At 65.4% G+C, this 16,601-nt stretch carries 13 protein-coding genes; 6 read left to right on the plus strand and 7 right to left on the minus strand.

Features of this window, described 5'->3' with window-relative positions; all coding sequences use genetic code 11:
* Positions 1 to 1,488 carry a helix-turn-helix transcriptional regulator gene (locus ACYVRU_RS02060; RefSeq protein WP_114548854.1) on the plus strand — a complete coding sequence of 496 codons (1,488 nt, stop codon included), beginning with the start codon at positions 1 to 3 and terminating at the stop codon, positions 1,486 to 1,488.
* A 57-nt stretch (positions 1,489 to 1,545) separates the two neighbouring features.
* Here ACYVRU_RS02060 and ACYVRU_RS02065 read toward each other — a convergent pair whose 3' ends face one another.
* Together ACYVRU_RS02065 and ACYVRU_RS02070 are read right to left on the minus strand one after the other, a co-directional pair.
* Positions 1,546 to 2,826 (minus strand): 4Fe-4S binding protein, encoded by a 1,281-nt coding sequence (locus ACYVRU_RS02065; protein WP_114539496.1) that lies wholly within the window; start codon positions 2,824 to 2,826, stop codon positions 1,546 to 1,548.
* A 190-nt stretch (positions 2,827 to 3,016) separates the two neighbouring features.
* The gene (locus ACYVRU_RS02070; RefSeq protein WP_227070429.1) at positions 3,017 to 3,961 is read right to left on the minus strand and encodes an ATP-binding cassette domain-containing protein; all 945 of its coding nucleotides are present in this window, start codon (positions 3,959 to 3,961) and stop codon (positions 3,017 to 3,019) included.
* Between the two features lie 492 nt (positions 3,962 to 4,453).
* On the opposite strand from ACYVRU_RS02070, the gene ACYVRU_RS02075 reads away from it, so the two are divergent.
* The 5 genes from ACYVRU_RS02075 (at position 4,454) to ACYVRU_RS02095 (ending at position 8,619) form a co-directional block, all read left to right on the plus strand.
* Positions 4,454 to 4,828, plus strand: coding sequence for a GntR family transcriptional regulator (locus ACYVRU_RS02075; protein WP_114539498.1), 375 nt, complete (start codon positions 4,454 to 4,456; stop codon positions 4,826 to 4,828).
* 13 nt (positions 4,829 to 4,841) lie between these two features.
* Positions 4,842 to 5,726 (plus strand): ABC transporter ATP-binding protein, encoded by an 885-nt coding sequence (locus ACYVRU_RS02080; protein ID WP_157012421.1) that lies wholly within the window; start codon positions 4,842 to 4,844, stop codon positions 5,724 to 5,726.
* The gene (locus ACYVRU_RS02085) at positions 5,723 to 6,424 is read left to right on the plus strand and encodes an ABC-2 transporter permease (protein ID WP_114548858.1); all 702 of its coding nucleotides are present in this window, start codon (positions 5,723 to 5,725) and stop codon (positions 6,422 to 6,424) included. Before ACYVRU_RS02080 ends, ACYVRU_RS02085 begins: the two co-directional genes overlap by 4 nt.
* A 267-nt stretch (positions 6,425 to 6,691) precedes the next feature.
* Positions 6,692 to 7,180, plus strand: a complete 489-nt coding sequence (locus ACYVRU_RS02090) for a MarR family winged helix-turn-helix transcriptional regulator (protein ID WP_227070432.1) — start codon at positions 6,692 to 6,694, stop codon at positions 7,178 to 7,180.
* 53 nt (positions 7,181 to 7,233) lie between these two features.
* On the plus strand, positions 7,234 to 8,619 hold the full coding sequence (locus ACYVRU_RS02095) for an MATE family efflux transporter (RefSeq protein ID WP_452039283.1): 1,386 nt from the start codon (positions 7,234 to 7,236) through the stop codon (positions 8,617 to 8,619).
* Between the two features lie 131 nt (positions 8,620 to 8,750).
* Here the strand turns inward: ACYVRU_RS02095 and ACYVRU_RS02100 are convergent, their stop codons facing one another.
* The 5 genes from ACYVRU_RS02100 to ACYVRU_RS02120 all read right to left on the minus strand — a co-directional run bounded on the left by ACYVRU_RS02100 (position 8,751) and on the right by ACYVRU_RS02120 (position 16,484).
* The gene (locus tag ACYVRU_RS02100; protein WP_461185676.1) at positions 8,751 to 11,777 is read right to left on the minus strand and encodes an ABC transporter permease; all 3,027 of its coding nucleotides are present in this window, start codon (positions 11,775 to 11,777) and stop codon (positions 8,751 to 8,753) included.
* Positions 11,774 to 12,457, minus strand: coding sequence for an ABC transporter ATP-binding protein (locus tag ACYVRU_RS02105; protein WP_114548862.1), 684 nt, complete (start codon positions 12,455 to 12,457; stop codon positions 11,774 to 11,776). Before ACYVRU_RS02105 ends, ACYVRU_RS02100 begins: the two co-directional genes overlap by 4 nt.
* 173 nt (positions 12,458 to 12,630) lie before the next feature.
* A complete protein-coding gene (locus tag ACYVRU_RS02110; protein WP_114548863.1) occupies positions 12,631 to 13,815 on the minus strand; it encodes a sensor histidine kinase in 1,185 nt (394 codons plus the stop codon).
* Positions 13,816 to 13,914: 99 nt separating this feature from the next.
* Entirely contained in the window at positions 13,915 to 14,586 is a 672-nt protein-coding gene (locus tag ACYVRU_RS02115; protein ID WP_114548870.1) for a response regulator transcription factor, read from the minus strand.
* Between the two features lie 443 nt (positions 14,587 to 15,029).
* Positions 15,030 to 16,484, minus strand: coding sequence for a bifunctional phosphopantothenoylcysteine decarboxylase/phosphopantothenate synthase (locus tag ACYVRU_RS02120; protein ID WP_452039285.1), 1,455 nt, complete (start codon positions 16,482 to 16,484; stop codon positions 15,030 to 15,032).
* Between the last annotated feature and the right edge of the window lie 117 nt (positions 16,485 to 16,601).

Here is a 16,601-nt window from a genome sequence, read left to right on the forward strand (position 1 = left end):
ATGGGAACGCGTTTCACTGCTTCGTCGCCCGTCATCATCGCGCTTCTGGGATGCGCACTCGCGCTCAATGGCACCTGGGTCATGGGGGCGTTCCAAAGCGTGGGCATCTTCGCCTTCGCGGATCACGGCGAGTCTGTCTTAGACGCGGTGTACCTGGTTTCCATCACGGTGCTTTCCCTCACGCTGTTGCTCGTCGGCTACTTCGAGCACGGCGCAGGACGCCTGCTCGCCCGCAGGGGCACTTTCTGGGTCTCGGCGGCGTGCACCGTGCTCGCGACGTTGGCCATGCCCCTCGGCGGTCTTCCATCCCCGGAGGGCTCGCTCTTCGTTGCCGGCACCGGGGTGCTGTCGGGGGTGGCCTCGGCGCTTTTCCTCATGTACTTCGGCATGGCGCTCTCCCGCGTATCGCTGCGCGAGGCCACAGCGGCCGTCGCCATCGGGCAGATCGCCTCGCCGCTTCTGTTCAGCTTCTCGCTCGTGCTCTCGCCTCCGCCGGCCTTGGCCTTCACCGCCCTGTTGCCCGTCGGCGCGGCTGTTGCCCTGTGGGCTGCCATCCGCCGTATCCGCGAGGCGGCGCAGATCAGCGTCATCGAGCTGGCCGACCAGCACCCCCTCACCGACGCCGACGAGCATCGCCAGGTCTCGCGCCTCGTCTTCCGCATCGTGCTCTGCGTGGCCCTCGTCGGCTTCGCCCACGAGCTCATGCGCACCCTCTACATACAAATGGACATCGCGAGCGCCGGAGGGGCTGCCTACGCCCTCGTGCAGGCGCTGGCTGGGGCGGCGGTGGTCATCGGCGCTATCCTCATCGCCCTGGCCATGATGAGCGTGAAGACCCTCTCCATGCCGCGGCTGTGCTACGGCGGCATCACGCTGTTTCTCATGGTGGGCGTCTTGCTGGGGCCGGCGCCGCTTCTTTGGGCGTCCCTGACGAGCATCGTCCCCTATGCCGTGAACCAGGCGGCCAACTCGTGCTTCGGCCTGTTCATGTGGATCATGACCGCTGCCCTCTGCCAGCGTTTCTCCGCCACTCGGGTGCGTACCTTCGCGCTCATCCGCGCCGGCTGGGCCCTAGGTCCCCTGGCGGGGCTTCTGCTCGGCCGCTTCGCCCTACTGGTGGGCGGCCTTACGCCTGCGACCGTATACGCCTGCATGCTCGTGGCGGTGCTGGCGGTGTTCGTGGCCATGGGGGCCGTGTTCAACGAGCGCGTACTCATGGAGACCATGGACATCCTGCCCCTGGAGCGCCGCGAACGCTTCCAGGACAAGTGCCGCCTCATCATCGAGCGCTACGGCCTGTCGGAACGCGAGGGCGAGATCATGATCATGTTCGCGAAGGGCCGCAACCTCGCCTACATCCAAGACGAGTTGTTCATCTCAAAGAGCACCGTGAGCACCCACCGCCAGCACATCTACAAGAAGCTCGGCATCCACTCCCAGCAAGAACTGCTGGATTTGGTGCAGGCCGCTAACCCTTACGGGGAGTAGGAGCCGCAGTGGCCGCCAGCCGAATTCCCCGGCCAGTCGGGACGACGCAAACCGCCTCTACCGCTCGTACACGTTCGGCACGTTCAGCAGGGCGCTCATGGCGTTCACGATGGACTTGGGGTCGTTCACCTTGCGGGCGCGGGGCTTCATGGGGATGCGCTCGGAGCGGCCGCGCTTGGTGACGTCGGCGGCGAACACGTCGGTGGACAGGGTCAGCGCGCCCGTGGGGCAGATGTCCTCGCAGCAGCGGCACTGCACGCAGCGGCCCGTGTAGTGGTCGATGCCGAAGGGCTTGCCGGTCTCCGCGGCCGTAGCGGCGTCGCCGAACTTGTGGATGGCCTCCGTGGGGCAGAACGTGGCGCACATCTGGCAGGACGTGCACTTCTCGGGATCGATGATGACGTGGCCGAACAGCCGCGTGTCGATCATGACGTCGTCCGGCTCGCCCATGTTGCTGAGGGCCAACAGCAGCCGGCCGCGACGCTCGGGCAGGAAGTGGGGCAGCGTGCCGTCCTCGCCCACTTTCGCGAACTTCGGCTCTTCCTCTTCCTCGGCGCCCAGCTTCTCGCGCACCACGTGCTCGGCGGTGATGGCTGCGGCGGCCCGGGCCTCGTCGCGCATCGACGAGAAGAAGCCGCGGCGCCCCGTGTCGAAATCGGCCGGCGCGGTAAGGCGCACGGAACGGGGCAGCTTGGTGGTAAGCTTCACCGTGACGTCGCTGCCCCAGGTCTCCAGCAGCAGGGCGGCCGTGTCGCGCACGAGCCGGGCCGTGCGGTCGACAGCGGCGTCCACCTCGGCGGCCTCGTCGGCGGCTTCCGTGGCCAGCGAATCGGCGGCCGCGGGGTCGGCATCGGCCGCGGCGGCCCCTTCTCCGTCGGTTGCGGCCCGCGGCCCCGCCACGAGGACCACGGAGCTCGCGCCCCCGGCGGCCAGCACGGCGATGAGGCTCTCGTCCACCCGGGCGAGGCTCTTCACCGCCACCACTTTCGCCGGGTCGTACTTGCCCTCGGCGGCCGCCTGCATGGCCTCGTCCATGACCACGGCCACCCCGTCGTTGGCCTGCATGGCCGCCACAGCCGCCTTCAGCAAGCCCTTGTCGTCGGGCTTCTTCGATTCCAGCGCCGCCGTCGGGCACACGGTAGCGCAGGTGCCGCAACCGATGCAGCGTTCGGGGGCCACGGCCAAGTCGTTGCCTTCCACGAGAATGGCACCCGTCGGACACGCCTCGGCGCAGCGACGGCAGGAAGCGTTGCGATTGCGCACCACCACGCACCGGCTCGGCTGCACCGCCAGCGACTGGCTCTCAAGCTTCTCGAAAAGTCCCAGAATGTTGTCCATGGATATCCTCTCCCACTAACCGCTGCATGGCGCAACAAAATACGGCCGGCTTTGCACAGCCGATCCGCCTGGCGCCTCGATATCCATGTTAAAGATCAAAGAGGGCCGAATCGTTGCGGTCATGGTGGTTCCTTCCACAAATCATCGTCCCCAAACCCACTGCTCAGTATGGCGAAAACGCCCCGCTCTGTCAACGAAAAAGAAGGGGGAGAAATCCTACCGCCAGCACCCGCCCGCGACTACGCGAATCGAGGGAGGCCAATCGAGAAAGCGCGTCACGGCACTGCTCGGCGGTGGGCTCCGGCGGGATGACGAGCACCCGCACGGTCGGGTCGATCCGCCGTGCCACCTCACTCACCAACGTGGTCTTCCCGGCACCGTTGGGGCCGGTCAGGGCGATGTGATCGGCGTTCCCGACAGAAAACGGGGGCACGAGAAGCCGACGTTCCCCAAGGGCCAGCGTCAGCTCCGGCTGCCGGTGGAGAACCTTGCGCGCGCTCGGCTCGGCGCGCATCCATAAGTCACCGTCGTAGCGCTTCTCCACCTTAACCGACGCCAGCGTCTCCTCAGCGCGAGACAGGCGGCCCTCCATACGGGAGCTCAGCTTGCCGGCCACGCCGTCCTTTCCCGTGTAGACGGCCAGCTTGACGCGCGCCTTCCCGCTATGGTCCTTCGGGTCGAGGTTGCGGCAGCTGCGCATGCCGGCCGCCCGCGAGGCCTCCTCCCGACGGCGCTGGGCCTCCCCCGCGAGGCGCTTTCTCTCGCGCTTCGCCTGATCGCGCCGGCGGACGGCCGTTTCCCGCTCGAGCTGCTCCTGCCCGCGCCCCTGGCTGTAGCCGCCGGGCCGCGCCGTCACCTGACCGGCCGCCATGAACAAGCACTGGGAGCACAGCGCATCCAGCAGGGCGCGGTCATGGGAGATCAGCAGGCCCACGCCCTTGAAGCGCGCAAGAGCCGCCGTGACGGCCTCGCGGGTGGGGACATCGACGTGATTGGTGGGCTCGTCCATAACAAGCAGATCGGGACGCTGCCAGAGCGCGCAAGCTACCTGCAGCCGCTTTTGCTGGCCACAGGACAAGGTGTCGTGGCGCCACGGCCAGTCGTCTTCCACGTCTAAATCACGGCGAAGGGCCACGGCGTCGCGGTCGTAGGCAGCGCACTTTCCATCTCCCGACAGATCCGAGCCGACCCCGAGCCTGCAATTCCCTCATTCAGACAAGAAAGCTCGCGCACGAAGACAAGATTTTCGAGTTGTTAGGCATGCGCCTGCAAAACACCGTCAGGATTCATCATGCCGTAAAATCACTTCGTCGTAAAACACCAGTTCGCAATTATTCTAACCAAACACTAAACTTCCTGTCGCGCTCTGCATCTCTCTTCTCGTGTCTAACAACTCAAAAATCTGTACCGCAACCGACGGAAATCTTTTCCGGCGGCCTTGACGGCTGTGTATAGGTGTGTATATACTGTGCATGTAGGGTATATACACTATTCACGCCCTTGCCGCGCCCGGGACGCTGGGGCGGCAAGGGCCGAAACTAGGACGGCACATCGCCGCACCTTGGGCGCTCGTCGCGAAGACGAGCGCTGCCGGAGCTCGCGATACGCCGTCTGCGAAAGAGGCACCTTGGACATCATCATTTCAAACGGAAGCAGCGAGCCCATCTACGAGCAGATCACGCGTCAGATCAAGGCGGCCATCATGGCCGGAGAGCTGGCCGAGGGCGATCCCCTTCCTTCCATCCGCGCCCTGGCGAACGATTTGCGCATCAGCGTCATCACCACCAAGCGGGCCTACGCGGAACTGGAAGAAGCCGGCTTCATCGACACCGTGCAGGGCAAGGGTTCCTTCGTCGCCGGAGGCAACCTGGAGCTTCTGCGCGAGGAGCGGCTGCGCCAGGTGGAGGGACACCTCGCCCGCGCCGTGGCCGAAGCGGAAAACGCCGGCATAGAAGCCGCCGATCTGCACGCCATGCTGGATGTGCTGCTGGAAGAAAACTGAACGAGGAGCGGACATGACTTACCTCATGGAAATAGACAACCTGGGCAAGCGCTACGATGACTTCGAGCTTTCCGGCGTGAGCCTGGCCGTGGAACCGGGCTGCGTCGTCGGCTTCATCGGATCGAACGGCGCTGGCAAGACCACCACCATCAAGGCGGCCTTGGGGATCATCGCCGCCGACGAGGGTGCCGTGCGCCTGTTCGGCCAGCCCATCGCCTGCGGCAGCCCCGAGCTGGACACCATCAAATCGCGCATCGGCGTCGTGCTGGACACCTGCGCCTTCCCCGACACCTGCCGCGTGGGCGATGTGGGCGCTATCGGGCGGGCAGCCTACCGCGAATGGGACGCCGTCCAGTTCGCCGCGCTGTGCGACCGCTTCAACCTGGCCCCGAAAAAGAAGGTGGGCGAGCTCTCGCGCGGCATGGGCATGAAACTGACGCTGGCCTTCGCGCTCTCGCACAACCCGGAGCTGCTCGTGCTGGACGAGGCCACAGCCGGACTCGACCCCATCGCCCGCGACGAGGTGCTCGACCTTCTGCGCGACTTCATGGCCGAGGGCGATCGCGGCATCCTCATGTCCACCCATATCACCTCCGACTTGGAAAAGATCGCCGACGAGGTCGTCTGCGTGGACGCCGGCCGCATCGTGTTTACGGCCCCCAAGGATGCCATCACCGACGAGGCCGGCGTGGCCCGCTGCCGCGCCGCCGACGTGACTGCCATCTTGGATGCCGGCTTCTTCGCCCCCGGCGAGGCCCGCATCCTGCGCCACGACTACGGCTGCGACGTGCTCGCCCCCGACCGCTTCGCCTTCGCCCGCGCCTTCCCCGATATCCCCGTGGACAAGGCCACCATTGAAGACTACATGACCCTCATTCTGAAAGGGGAATCCCGATGAAAGCCATGATCGTTTCCGACTTTGCCGTCCTGCGGAGCGTTCTTTTGCAGCTGCTCGGCATCTGCCTCGTCATCGCCCTATTCATGGGATACGTCATGGGCGCGGTGGGCACTGCGGCCGCTATTGCCGCCATGGTTCCCTTCACGGGTCTGTTCAGCCTCGCCGCCTACGACGAGCAGAACAACTGGGAGCGCTTCCGTCTCACCTTGCCCCTCACTCGCCGCCAAGTGGTGTTCGGACGCTACGCCTCCATCGCCCTTCTCACGGTGGGATCCCTAGCCTTGGCTCTCGTGCTGGGCCTGGGAATTGCGGCCCTGGCGGGGCTCCTGCCGGCGGAGTGGCTGCCCGAGAGCCTCTCGCCGTCTGAAAACACTCCTGAAATGATCGTAGGATCCACAGTAGGCGGCGTGTCCGTCGTCGCCATCGCCATGGCAGTGGCGATGCCCGTCATCACGCGCTTCGGAATGACGAAGGCCGCCCGCATCGTTCCTATTATCGTGGTTCTCATCGTCGCCTTCGCTGTCGCCTTCTTCGGCAACGGCGTCCAGCTCACCGGCGTCCTCGCCGACCTCGTGCAGTGGCTCGACACCGGCAACAACTACCTCTTCCTCGCCGCCGCCCTGGTAGCCGTTGTCGCCCTCATCTACGTGGCCAGCGCCTTCGTCGCCGCCAAGCTCTACGAGAAGCGCGAGTTCTAGCTTCAGAAGCCCAAGGCGCCTCCTGTGCGCAAAAAAGTGCGATTGTGCGAGTCCTAGCCCCCTTTTTCGAGGCGTCGTGCAGAGAAAAGTGCGATCGTGCGAGCTTGAAACTCGCACGATCGCACTTTTTTGCGCACTAACTCGGCAATCGCCGTCGAGAGGCCTTGGAAACCTTGTGAAGGCCTTGCTTTGGTCTGATTTCGGACTATACTAGCAAACTCGTTAGTCCGAAATCAGACCAATCGCATTTTGAGGTACAGAAAGCCCATGAACGCCGACAAGATCGCACTCAACGAAAACACCGCGCTCGACGAGAAAAGCCAAATCGCGGAGACAATCCGCGCCATCGATGATTTCTACCGCCAAGCTGACGAGTTGTATCGCCAAACCGCGTGGCGCATGGGACTCCCTGATTGCGCCTTCGATATCGTGTACGCGCTCGTCAACGAAGATGGGCTCACACAGAAGCAGTTGTGCGAGCTCGGATTCTCTTCGAAGCAAACGGTGCACTCGTCTATCAAGCGCATGGTCGACAAAGGCGTAGTCGAGCTGCGAGGAGACACGCCCCGCACTCAACGCGTTTATCTGACTGGTTACGGGAGAAAGCAGTACGAAGCCCACATTCAAGCCGTACTGGCCGCCGAGCATGAAGCCGTCGCAATCTTCACCGATGAAGAGCAGCGCCAACTTACCAGCGCCATGAAGCGCTACATCAACGCGCTGAACGAAAACCTCTCGGCTCTCACCTTCCACTAGAGACGCCCGCTTTCCCTGCTTGTTCTGCCCTCTTTTCTCCGAAAGGTTTCCCCATGTCAGTCGATATGTCCAAACATTTCTCCACCAGCGCCCTCATACGGTTCACGCTGCCCACCATCGCCATGATGATCTTCACCTCGTGCTACACCATCGTGGACGGGTTCTTCGTGTCGAACTACGCCGGCAAAACGGCGCTCGCCGCCGTGAACCTGATCTTCCCCGCCGTCATGATCCTCGCCTCCGTGGGCATGATGATCGGCACCGGCGGCAGCGCCCTTGTAGCCAAGACCTTGGGCGAGGGCGACCGGCCCCGGGCGCGGCGCCATTTCTCGCTGCTCGTCATCTTCGCCTTCGCCGTGGGCTCGGTGCTTTCCCTTGGCGGCTGGTTCTTCATGGAGCCCACGGCCACCATGCTCGGCGCCACGCCGGGAAGCCAGATGCACCATGACGCCGCGCTTTACGGCCGCATGATGATGATCTCGCTGCCGTTCTTCATCTTGCAGTATGCCTTCCAGAGTTTCTTCGTCACGGCGGGCAAGCCCAAGTACGGCTTTCTGGTCATCGTGGCGGCCGGCGTGGCGAACATCCTTTTGGACTTCCTGTTCGTCGGCGTGTTCGGCTGGGGGCTTCCCGGTGCGGCGCTCGCCACGAACATCGGTGAACTCATCGGCGGCGGCATTCCACTCGTCTACTTCGCCCGCAAGCGCTCGACGCACCTGTACTTCGTGCGACCGCATCTGCGCTGGCCCGTCATCGGGAAGGCCTGCGCCAACGGCTCGTCGGAAATGGTCACCAACATCGCCATGAGCCTCGTGGGCATCCTATACAACTGGCAGCTTCTGCGCTTCATCGGCGAGGACGGCGTGGCGGCCTACGGCGTCATCATGTACACCGTGATGATCTTCTCGGCCGTGTTCATGGGCTACTCCGTGGGCACTTCCCCACTCATGAGCTTCCAGTACGGCGCCCAGAACCATACTGAAATGCGCTCGCTTCTGTGGAAGAGCCTCGGGATCATCGGCGTGGCGAGCATCGTCATGTTCCTGCTCGGCCAGTGGCTCGCCGCCCCGCTTTCGGCCATCTTCGTCAGCTACGACGCGGCCCTGCTGGAACTCACCGTGAGCGCCTACAAGCTGTACGCCCTGTGCTTTCTATTCATGGGATTCGCCATGTACGCCTCGGCGTTCTTCACGGCGCTCAACAATGGGCTCGTCTCGGCGCTCATCTCGTTTCTGCGCACGCTGGTGTTCCAGGTGGCGGCGGTCATCGTGCTGCCGATGCTGTTCGGCATCGACGGCATCTGGCTCTCGGTCACCGTGGGCGACGGGCTCACCTGCGTAGTGGCCGCCACGTTCATGATCGCCCTTTCGGGCCGTTACGGCTACTGCAAAGGCGGCCTGAGCCCGAAGGCGAAAGCGAAGGCAGAAAACGGGGACTAGGCCACGTTTTCTGCATCGTAGTCAACTTATCTGCATCATTTCGGCACCCCTTGATGCAGAAACCAAGTTTACTCGGGCGGGTGGGGGACGCAGCGCACCCTCACCCGCCTTGCTTGATGTCGCAGCACCTCCTACACGGCGTCGGCGCGCAGGGCCTCTACCACGTTGTCGGCGCGGCAGCGGTGCATGCCGTAGGCCACCGACGCACCCACGGCGACCACGGTCATGGCGGCGGCCAGGGCCACGTAGCTCCAGGGCAGCGTGAAGGGCAGCCCCGTCATCGATCCGGAGATCACCTGCCACAGCAGGAAGGACACGAAAAGCGACAGCAGCACGCCGGGCACGAGGCCGCGGACGCACCAGGCGACGCATTCCTCGGCCACCATGGCGCGGAACTGCCGGTTCGAGAGTCCCACCGACTTCATGACGGCGAACTCGCGGCGGCGCAGGATGAGGCTGTTGGTCACCGTGTTGAACACGTTGGCCATGGCGATGAGCGCCAGAATCACCGCGAACAGCAGGCAGAACACGTTCACCACCGTGGCGATCATCTGGTTGGAGTCGCGCTGTTCGATGTAGTCGTTGAAGGAGTAGAACGCCAGCCCGTAGGGACTCTTGTCGTGGAAGTACGCGCTGCCGGCCGTCGCCAGCTCCTCGGCGAGCGCGCCGTGGTCGCCATCGGCGGAGTCGAAGTAGCCGTAGAAGATGGGGGCGTCATTGCCGAAACTCTGGTAAGCCGCCACAGACTCGGGCACGATGAGCTGCAGACCCTCTCCGCGGGCGCTGGCGATAGCAGGCGCCTCCTCGGCCAGGGCGACAACCTCAACGGAGACTGTCTGCACCTCCGCCTCCTCGAGAGGGAACCATTCGACCCCGTCGTCATCGCCTTCAAGGTAGGGTTGGAAGGCGAAGGCCTCAGAATTGCCCTCTCCGGACGTTGCGCCGACGCCGATGCCCGCCGCCGGCTCGCCGTGATAGGTCGCCGCCGTAAGGGCCTCCAACGTGCCCGGCTCGCGCAGCACGTTGAGCAGCTGGTAGACGCTGCCGTTGTTGCCGTAGCCTTGGGCCAAAGCGATGGCCCGCAGGTGAGCCGGATCGCGGAAGTCGGCGGGGTCAAGCCCCAAGCTCTTCGCGTAGTCGTCGAAGGCGGCGTCGTCGAGGTAGGCTACCGACCCCACGGTGCCGACGCGGCCGTCGGCCATCTTGCCGCCCATGCCGTTCTCCTGATCGACGAGGGCCTCCCCTGCCATGGCCTCGGGCAGCATAGCGTACAGCCCCGTCCCCATTTTCCAACCCACTGGCTCGGCGTCGGCCACCTGGGAGAGATCGTGGAAGGCGCCGGCAAACACCTCGGCCTGGCGGGCGAACAGCTCGTTGTTCGCGGCCGCTACCGCCTCGGGCGTCATGGGAGCGGCGGGCTGGGTCGCAGCGCTGTCGGCACCCGTCGCGCCATCGTTGCCGGCTTGCACGTCCCCGTCGGCCGTCCCTTCGCCCTGCGGCGTCTCCACATCCAGTTGGGCCATGACGCCCACCTCGCCGGCCAGCTCGCCGCCGCCGGTCACCACGTCGGTCAGGGTGCCGAGGAACACGCTCAGCGAGCCGGCAGTCATAAGCAGCACGATGGCGAGCGCCAGCGACACCGAGGCTGCCCGGCCCTTCCCCGTGCCGCGCTTGCGGCTGATGCGCGCCAGCATGCCGCCGACGCCGAGCACGCGCCCGGCCGCCCCACGCGCCTTCCACAGCGACGAGGGCGCCGTGCACTTCGCGGCCCGAGCCGCCCCGCGCCGGGAAACTCGGCTGCCACTGGCGGCCCGCAGCGAGTCGATAATGTTCGTGCGACTCGCCCGCTTCGCCGGAATCCACACGGACACGAGCACGGTGACGAAGGTGAGCACCGAGGCCACCAGCAGCACCCAGCCGTTCACGGCCACGCGGAAGGGAACTTCCACCGATCCGGCCAGCTGGGCGAGCGCCGGCCCCAAGGCGGCGAAGGTGACGGCGCACCCGGCCAAACCGATGAGAAGCCCGCAGGGGATGCCGATGACGGCCACGATGGCCCCTTCCAGCACCACGGCGCGGCGCAGTTGCCGGCGCGACGCGCCCACCGAGGACAGAAGCCCGAACTGCTTGATGCGCTCGGCTACCGAGATGTTGAAGGCGTTGAAGATGAGCGACACGCAGGCCACCACGATGACCGCCGCCAGCACCACGACCAGGCCGTAGAACGTCGTCCAAATGGAGGAGTCGCTGGAAACGCCCATGTAGCGCAGCATGGCCGTGTGCAGCACCACGTGCTCGTCGGGGAACAGCGCCTCTGCGGCCTCTTCCACCTGCTGGGTGTTGGTCACGTCGTTCAGCGTGAGGAACACGTCGGTAAAGGCGTCGGGCGCAGCGGCCCCGGCGGTCACGCCCACCATGCCCGCAGCGGTGGAAAGGGCGTAACCCGGACGGTCGTAGAAGCCCACGACGGTGTAGGTGCGCTCCTCGGTGTTCGTGACCTCCTCGTTGAAGATGCCACCGTCGATGTCCGCCTCCAGCACGCCCATGGAGGAGTTGAGCGGCGCGCCGTCGGTGATCTCGCTCTCGTGGGCCTCCCCTTGCACACCCCACGAGGCGGTCATGGTGCCCGCGGACATGGAGCCCTCCTCGCCCGGGGCGAGCCGTGCCACCCGCTGGCCCACGTTGAAGGTGACCGTATCGCCGAGGCTCACCCCGCCGTAGTCGTTCCAAGTGGCGAAGAGCATGATCTCGTGCTCGTTCTCGGGCAGGCGCCCCTCGCTGGGCTCGATGCCGCAGACGTCTCCCACATCGCCCTCGATGGAGCGGATGGCCAGGTAGGTTCCCTGGGTATCCTGTTGGTCGGCGGTCAACTCGGCAAAGCCGATATCGCGCATGATCGCCGTGCCGGAAACCTGCGAATCGGCTTGGGCGTCGGCGATCTTCTCGTCAAGCGCCGAGCTGCCGTCGGCTTCCACGCAGGCCATCCACGTGCCGGCCAGGGCTGCTTCATTGCGATAGAGGAAGTCGTTCAGCGATGCATAGGTGGTGAGCACCGCCGTAAGCAAAGCCGCGGCCAAGGCCACGCCGGCGATGGTCACCAGCGTGCGTACCTTGTTGGCGCGCAGGCTCTTTACGGTGAAGTTCGTCGTGGCGTTCATCGGCGGATCCTCTCGTCGCGCACGATGCAACCGTCCTCCACGGCGATGATGCGATCGGCGGCCAGCGCGATCTCCTCGTCGTGGGTGATGACGATCATGGTCTGGCCGAACTCGCGGTTGGAATCGCGCAGAAGCTGCATGATCTCGCAGCTGTTGCGGGTGTCCAGGTTGCCCGTGGGCTCATCGGCCAGCACCACCGCCGGCGCGTTCATGAGGGCCCGGCCGATGGCCACGCGCTGCTGCTGGCCGCCGGAAAGCTGGCTCGGCAGATGCCCCTCGCGGCCAGCGAGCCCCAGCCGCTGCACGAGACCCTGCAGACGACCCGCGTTCACTGCGCGACCGTCCAGGGCTACGGGCAGCGTCATGTTCTCCACCACGTTGAGCACCGGCACGAGGTTGTAGAACTGGTACACCAGCCCCACTTCGCGGCGCCGGAACACCGCCAGCTCCTCGTCGGAGCGCGCGTACACGTCGGCGCCGTTCAGCAGCACGTGGCCCGAGGTAGGTCGGTCCACGCCGCCGATGAGGTGCAAGAGCGTCGACTTGCCCGAGCCCGACGAGCCCACGATGGCCACGAACTCGCCCTCTTCCACGCTGAAGGACACATCATCCAGGGCGCGGGTGGCCGCCTCGCCCTCTCCGTAGATCTTCGTCAAGTGGCTGACCGTCAAAATGTCCATGCCAGATGCCTTTCTTCTCCTGGTTTCCCAATCTACGGAACAAGTATGGCGACCCCTCATTGCCGCCCCCTAACGCGCCCATTACGGTAATGTAATTAAAAGGCTTAATGCTCGAAATTTGGAACACTAACGGGCCTAATGTCCCAAATTTCGAGCATTAACAGACGCGCCGCCTATACCACGAGCTTCGGGAAGGCGATTTCGAAACGGGCGCCGCCGTCGGGGTTGTTGAAGGCGCGCAAAGTGCCGCCCTGGGCGGAGACGAGGGCCTGGGCCAGGGAGAGTCCGATACCGAACCCGGCGGGCTGGCGCACGTCGCTTCCGCTGTCGCCGGCCCAGGGGCGACCGAGGTCGCCCCCTACGGGATCGGCCTGCATCCTGTCGGTCGAATCGGTATTTGCCGAACGGAACGGTTTTGATCGAATTCCCTCAGCCAGATCGAAGCCTTCTGAAGGGGGCGACTTTAGTCGCCCCTCGGGCGCAAGCTCGGGAGATGCCGGGACGAACCCCCTTCCCCGGTAGAAGCGCTCGAAAATGTGGGGCAGATCCTCCGGGGCGATGCCGGGGCCGGTGTCGGAAACGGCAATAGTGGTGGCCAGGGCATCCTCGCGCACGACCACGGTCACCGTGCCCCCGGGAGGGGTGTGCTCCATGCAGTTCTTCGCGATGTTCTCCACGGCCTCAGCGGTCCAGGGGGCATCGCCCTGGAAGGTGGCGGTCTCGTCCAGCTCTATCACGAGGTTCACGTCGCGCAGATCCATGGCCGTGGCCAGAGGCGCCACGGCCCGGCGCGCCACCTCGGCAGCGCTCACTTCACGCCGCTCCACGCGCATGGCCCCGGCGTCCACCTTCGCGATCTTCAGCAGCGTGGTCACGAGCCACGAGACGCGCTCGATCATCGACTCCAGCTCGCGCACGGCCCGCTTGCGCTCCCGCGCGTCATCGGCGCGTTCCACCACGGGCAGCATGAGCGTGATGGCCGTGAGCGGCGTGCGAATCTGGTGGGACACATCGGCCAGGGAATCGGCCAGGGCGTTACGCTCGCGGGCCAGTTGATCGCGGGTGCGCGAAAGGCGCGACACCATCTTCGACAGCTCGTTGGCGAGCACGGCCACATCACCCTCGCGGCAGTTCGAAAAGTCCACCGTGCGGCCCGAATGCAGCACCTCGTCGATCTCCTCGGCAAGTCGGCGAATCTGGCGATGGCGGTACAGCGACACCACGAGGAACACCGCCAGCAGCACCGCGCCCGTGCCGGCGACCCACGGCTTCACCTCGCTCGGCGCCGCCCACGCGAGCACAGCCACGAGCGCCGCCATAACCGCGCACTGGCGCAAGAGCGTCGATGCCGAGCCCACGCTACTCGCCCCCTCGTGCCGTGGCGGCGCACTCCATCGGCCACACGACGCACCCCATCGACCGCACGGCCTTCGGCCACCGAACTCGCGCCATCGCCCCTACTCCCCCACTTTGTAGCCGAGGCCGCGCACGGTGACGATGAGCTCAGGTTCAGCGGGATCGGTCTCCACCTTCTCGCGCAGGCGCTTCACATAGACGTTCAGCGCGTTGTCCGACACGTACTCCCCGGCGCTGTCCCAAATAGCGTCGCGCAGGTTCTCGCGGGTGACAAGCTTGCCCTTGTGCTGCAAGAAGTACAGCAGCAGCCGGTACTCCAGCGCCGAGAGGAACACCTCGCGGCCGTCCTTGGTCACGGCCGCCGAGGCCACGTCGAGCCGCACGTCGCCGACGGTGAGCACGTTGGAGGCCGGGGCTGTGCGCCGCAGGGCCCCGCGGATGCGCGAGATGAGCTCGCGGGCGCGGAAGGGCTTGGCGATGTAGTCGACGGCCCCCATATCGAGCCCCGCCACCGTGGAGTACTCGTCGTCGGAGGCGGTGAGGAAGATGACGGGCATATCCGGCGCCGCCTCGCGGGCCGCCGCGCACACGGCGAACCCATTGCCCTGGGCCAGCGTCACATCAAGCAGCGCAATGTCGAAGTCGTCAGCCGCCAGCGCCGCGCACGCTCCGTCCTGGGTCGCGCACGAGCGCACGGCGAAGCCCTCCCCTTCCAAAAGGTCGGTCAGCGCCCGCACGATGGCATGATCGTCCTCAACCAGCAGAACCCGCATGATGCCCCTTTCCACGCGCACGTCGCCGCAGCCGTCGGGCGCGGTCGCCAAGCCACCGCGCCCGACGGCCTTTCTCGCTTGGCACCATGATAGCGTCCTATTATGGGAAACCGCGCCCGAACGGCGAGAAAGCAAGTCTCCTTACGAATTCGTAATCAGCTGCAATGGAGACCTCAGCACCTGCGCTATCGAAGCCTGCGTCATCTCATCAGAACGCTCGCTATTCCCCTCTTCAGAAAAGGTACACCCGATAAGGATGCCATTTTTTCGAGTTGTTAGAGTTGTCAGCATTAAAAGCAAGACCATTCCGCCCCTGGCTGCTCTCGGTTTTTGCCCCATCACGCAAAACCCCAGGTCGTCAAAAGCCTAAACCGGCAGCGCACGACCGCTGCTTCGCGCAAAACTCTAACAACTCAAAATTTTCGTCCAAAACGGCGCTGCCTCTAGTCCAAGTGCGCGGCCACCACTTCCACGAGGCGCTCGGCTACGGCGCGTTTGCTCATGAGGGGCAGAAGCACGTCGTCGCCTTCCGTGACGAGCCACACCTCGTTGTTGTCGGTGCCGAAGGCGAGGCCGTCGCCCACCTGGTTGGCCACAATCATGTCGGCATTCTTCTTCTTGAGCTTGGCATGGGCGTTCATGAGCACGTCGTCAGTCTCGGCGGCGAAGCCCACCACGTACTGATCGGGACGCTTACCCGCGGCCAGAGTGGCCAGGATGTCGGGGTTCTCCGTGAGGGGCACGTTGGCGAGCGCCGCATCGTCGCGGCCCTTCTTGAGCTTGCGGTCGGCCGGGTTCGCCGGGCACAGGTCGGCCACAGCGGCGGCGAAGATGGCGGCATCGGCGGCCGGGAACACCGAAGAAGCGGCGGCCAGCATGTCGCGGGCCGTCTTCACGGGCACCACTTCCACGCCATCAGGTGCGGCGAGGGCCACCGGGCCCGACACGAGCACCACCCGCGCGCCGGCAGCCGCAGCGGCCTCGGCGATGGCATAGCCCATCTTGCCCGAGGAGTAATTAGAAATGTAGCGCACCGAGTCGATGGGTTCCACCGTAGGGCCAGCCGTCACGAGCACCGTGCGGCCAGCGAGCGCGCCCGCGGGCATGGTGGCCGCGCCATCGGCCACGGCGGCCGGCAGCGGGGTGTCGGGAACGGCAGCAGTTGGGAGATCCTTCGACTCCGAGCCTTCGGCGCTCTGCTCGGGATAGCACGGGGCGGAAGCGCTTGCGGCAGCGTCCTCAGTGGAAGACGCAGAAGCCGACGCGCGCGCAGCATCGATCTGCTCCATCACGGTCGCGAACGGCACTTCGCCGTGCTGCTCGCAGGCCTCGCGCAGGGCGTCCAGGCCCACGCGCTCGGCCAGAAGCCCCAGCGTCTCGCGCACGATGACGGCCGGGTCGGCCAGGCGCCCGCGACCCACGTCGCCGCAGGCCAGATAGCCCGCATCCCCTTCGATGAAGCGCACACCGCGACGGCGCAGCGTGGCCATGTTCTCCTGGGTGGCCGCGGCCTCGTACATGTGCACGTTGGCCGCCGGCGCGATGGCCAGCGTCGCCGTGGTCGCCAGGGCCGTGGTGGACAGCAAGTCGTCGGCAATGCCGCAGGCCACCTTCGCCATCACGTTGGCCGTGCACGGCGCAATGAGGAACACGTCGCATTCCTGGGCGAGCGAAATGTGGCGAATGGGATCGGACGGATCGTCGAACAGCCCCACCGCCACCTTCTCGTGGGTGAGCGCCCGGAACGTCACCGGGTCGACGAAGTGCGTACCGTGCTCGGTCATGACCACCTTCACGCGCACGCCCGCCTTCTGCAGCCCGCGCACGATCTCCCCGGCCTTGTAGGCCGCAATGCACCCGGTCACTCCCACCAATATGCAAGGCCGCTCCACACTCATCGCCCTCTCCTTCCACGAAGTTTTCCGCCTATTATAGGCGAACCAACTGGCTAATTCGAATCGCACGCAGCCAGCGAAGGAGAACGCCCTCTCGGCGACCTCTTATCGCCCTGCGGA

This window comes from Adlercreutzia sp. CNCM I-6216 (assembly GCF_977113345.1).

Coding starts and splice junctions, on each gene's coding strand:
- ACYVRU_RS02060 (WP_114548854.1), top strand. CDS start 1: ATGGGAACGCGTTTCACTGCTTCGTCGCCCGTCATCATCGCGCTTCTG.
- ACYVRU_RS02065 (WP_114539496.1), bottom strand. CDS start 2,826: ATGGACAACATTCTGGGACTTTTCGAGAAGCTTGAGAGCCAGTCGCTG.
- ACYVRU_RS02080 (WP_157012421.1), top strand. CDS start 4,842: ATGACTTACCTCATGGAAATAGACAACCTGGGCAAGCGCTACGATGAC.
- ACYVRU_RS02085 (WP_114548858.1), top strand. CDS start 5,723: ATGAAAGCCATGATCGTTTCCGACTTTGCCGTCCTGCGGAGCGTTCTT.
- ACYVRU_RS02090 (WP_227070432.1), top strand. CDS start 6,692: ATGAACGCCGACAAGATCGCACTCAACGAAAACACCGCGCTCGACGAG.
- ACYVRU_RS02095 (WP_452039283.1), top strand. CDS start 7,234: ATGTCAGTCGATATGTCCAAACATTTCTCCACCAGCGCCCTCATACGG.
- ACYVRU_RS02100 (WP_461185676.1), bottom strand. CDS start 11,777: ATGAACGCCACGACGAACTTCACCGTAAAGAGCCTGCGCGCCAACAAG.
- ACYVRU_RS02105 (WP_114548862.1), bottom strand. CDS start 12,457: ATGGACATTTTGACGGTCAGCCACTTGACGAAGATCTACGGAGAGGGC.
- ACYVRU_RS02115 (WP_114548870.1), bottom strand. CDS start 14,586: ATGCGGGTTCTGCTGGTTGAGGACGATCATGCCATCGTGCGGGCGCTG.
- ACYVRU_RS02120 (WP_452039285.1), bottom strand. CDS start 16,484: ATGAGTGTGGAGCGGCCTTGCATATTGGTGGGAGTGACCGGGTGCATT.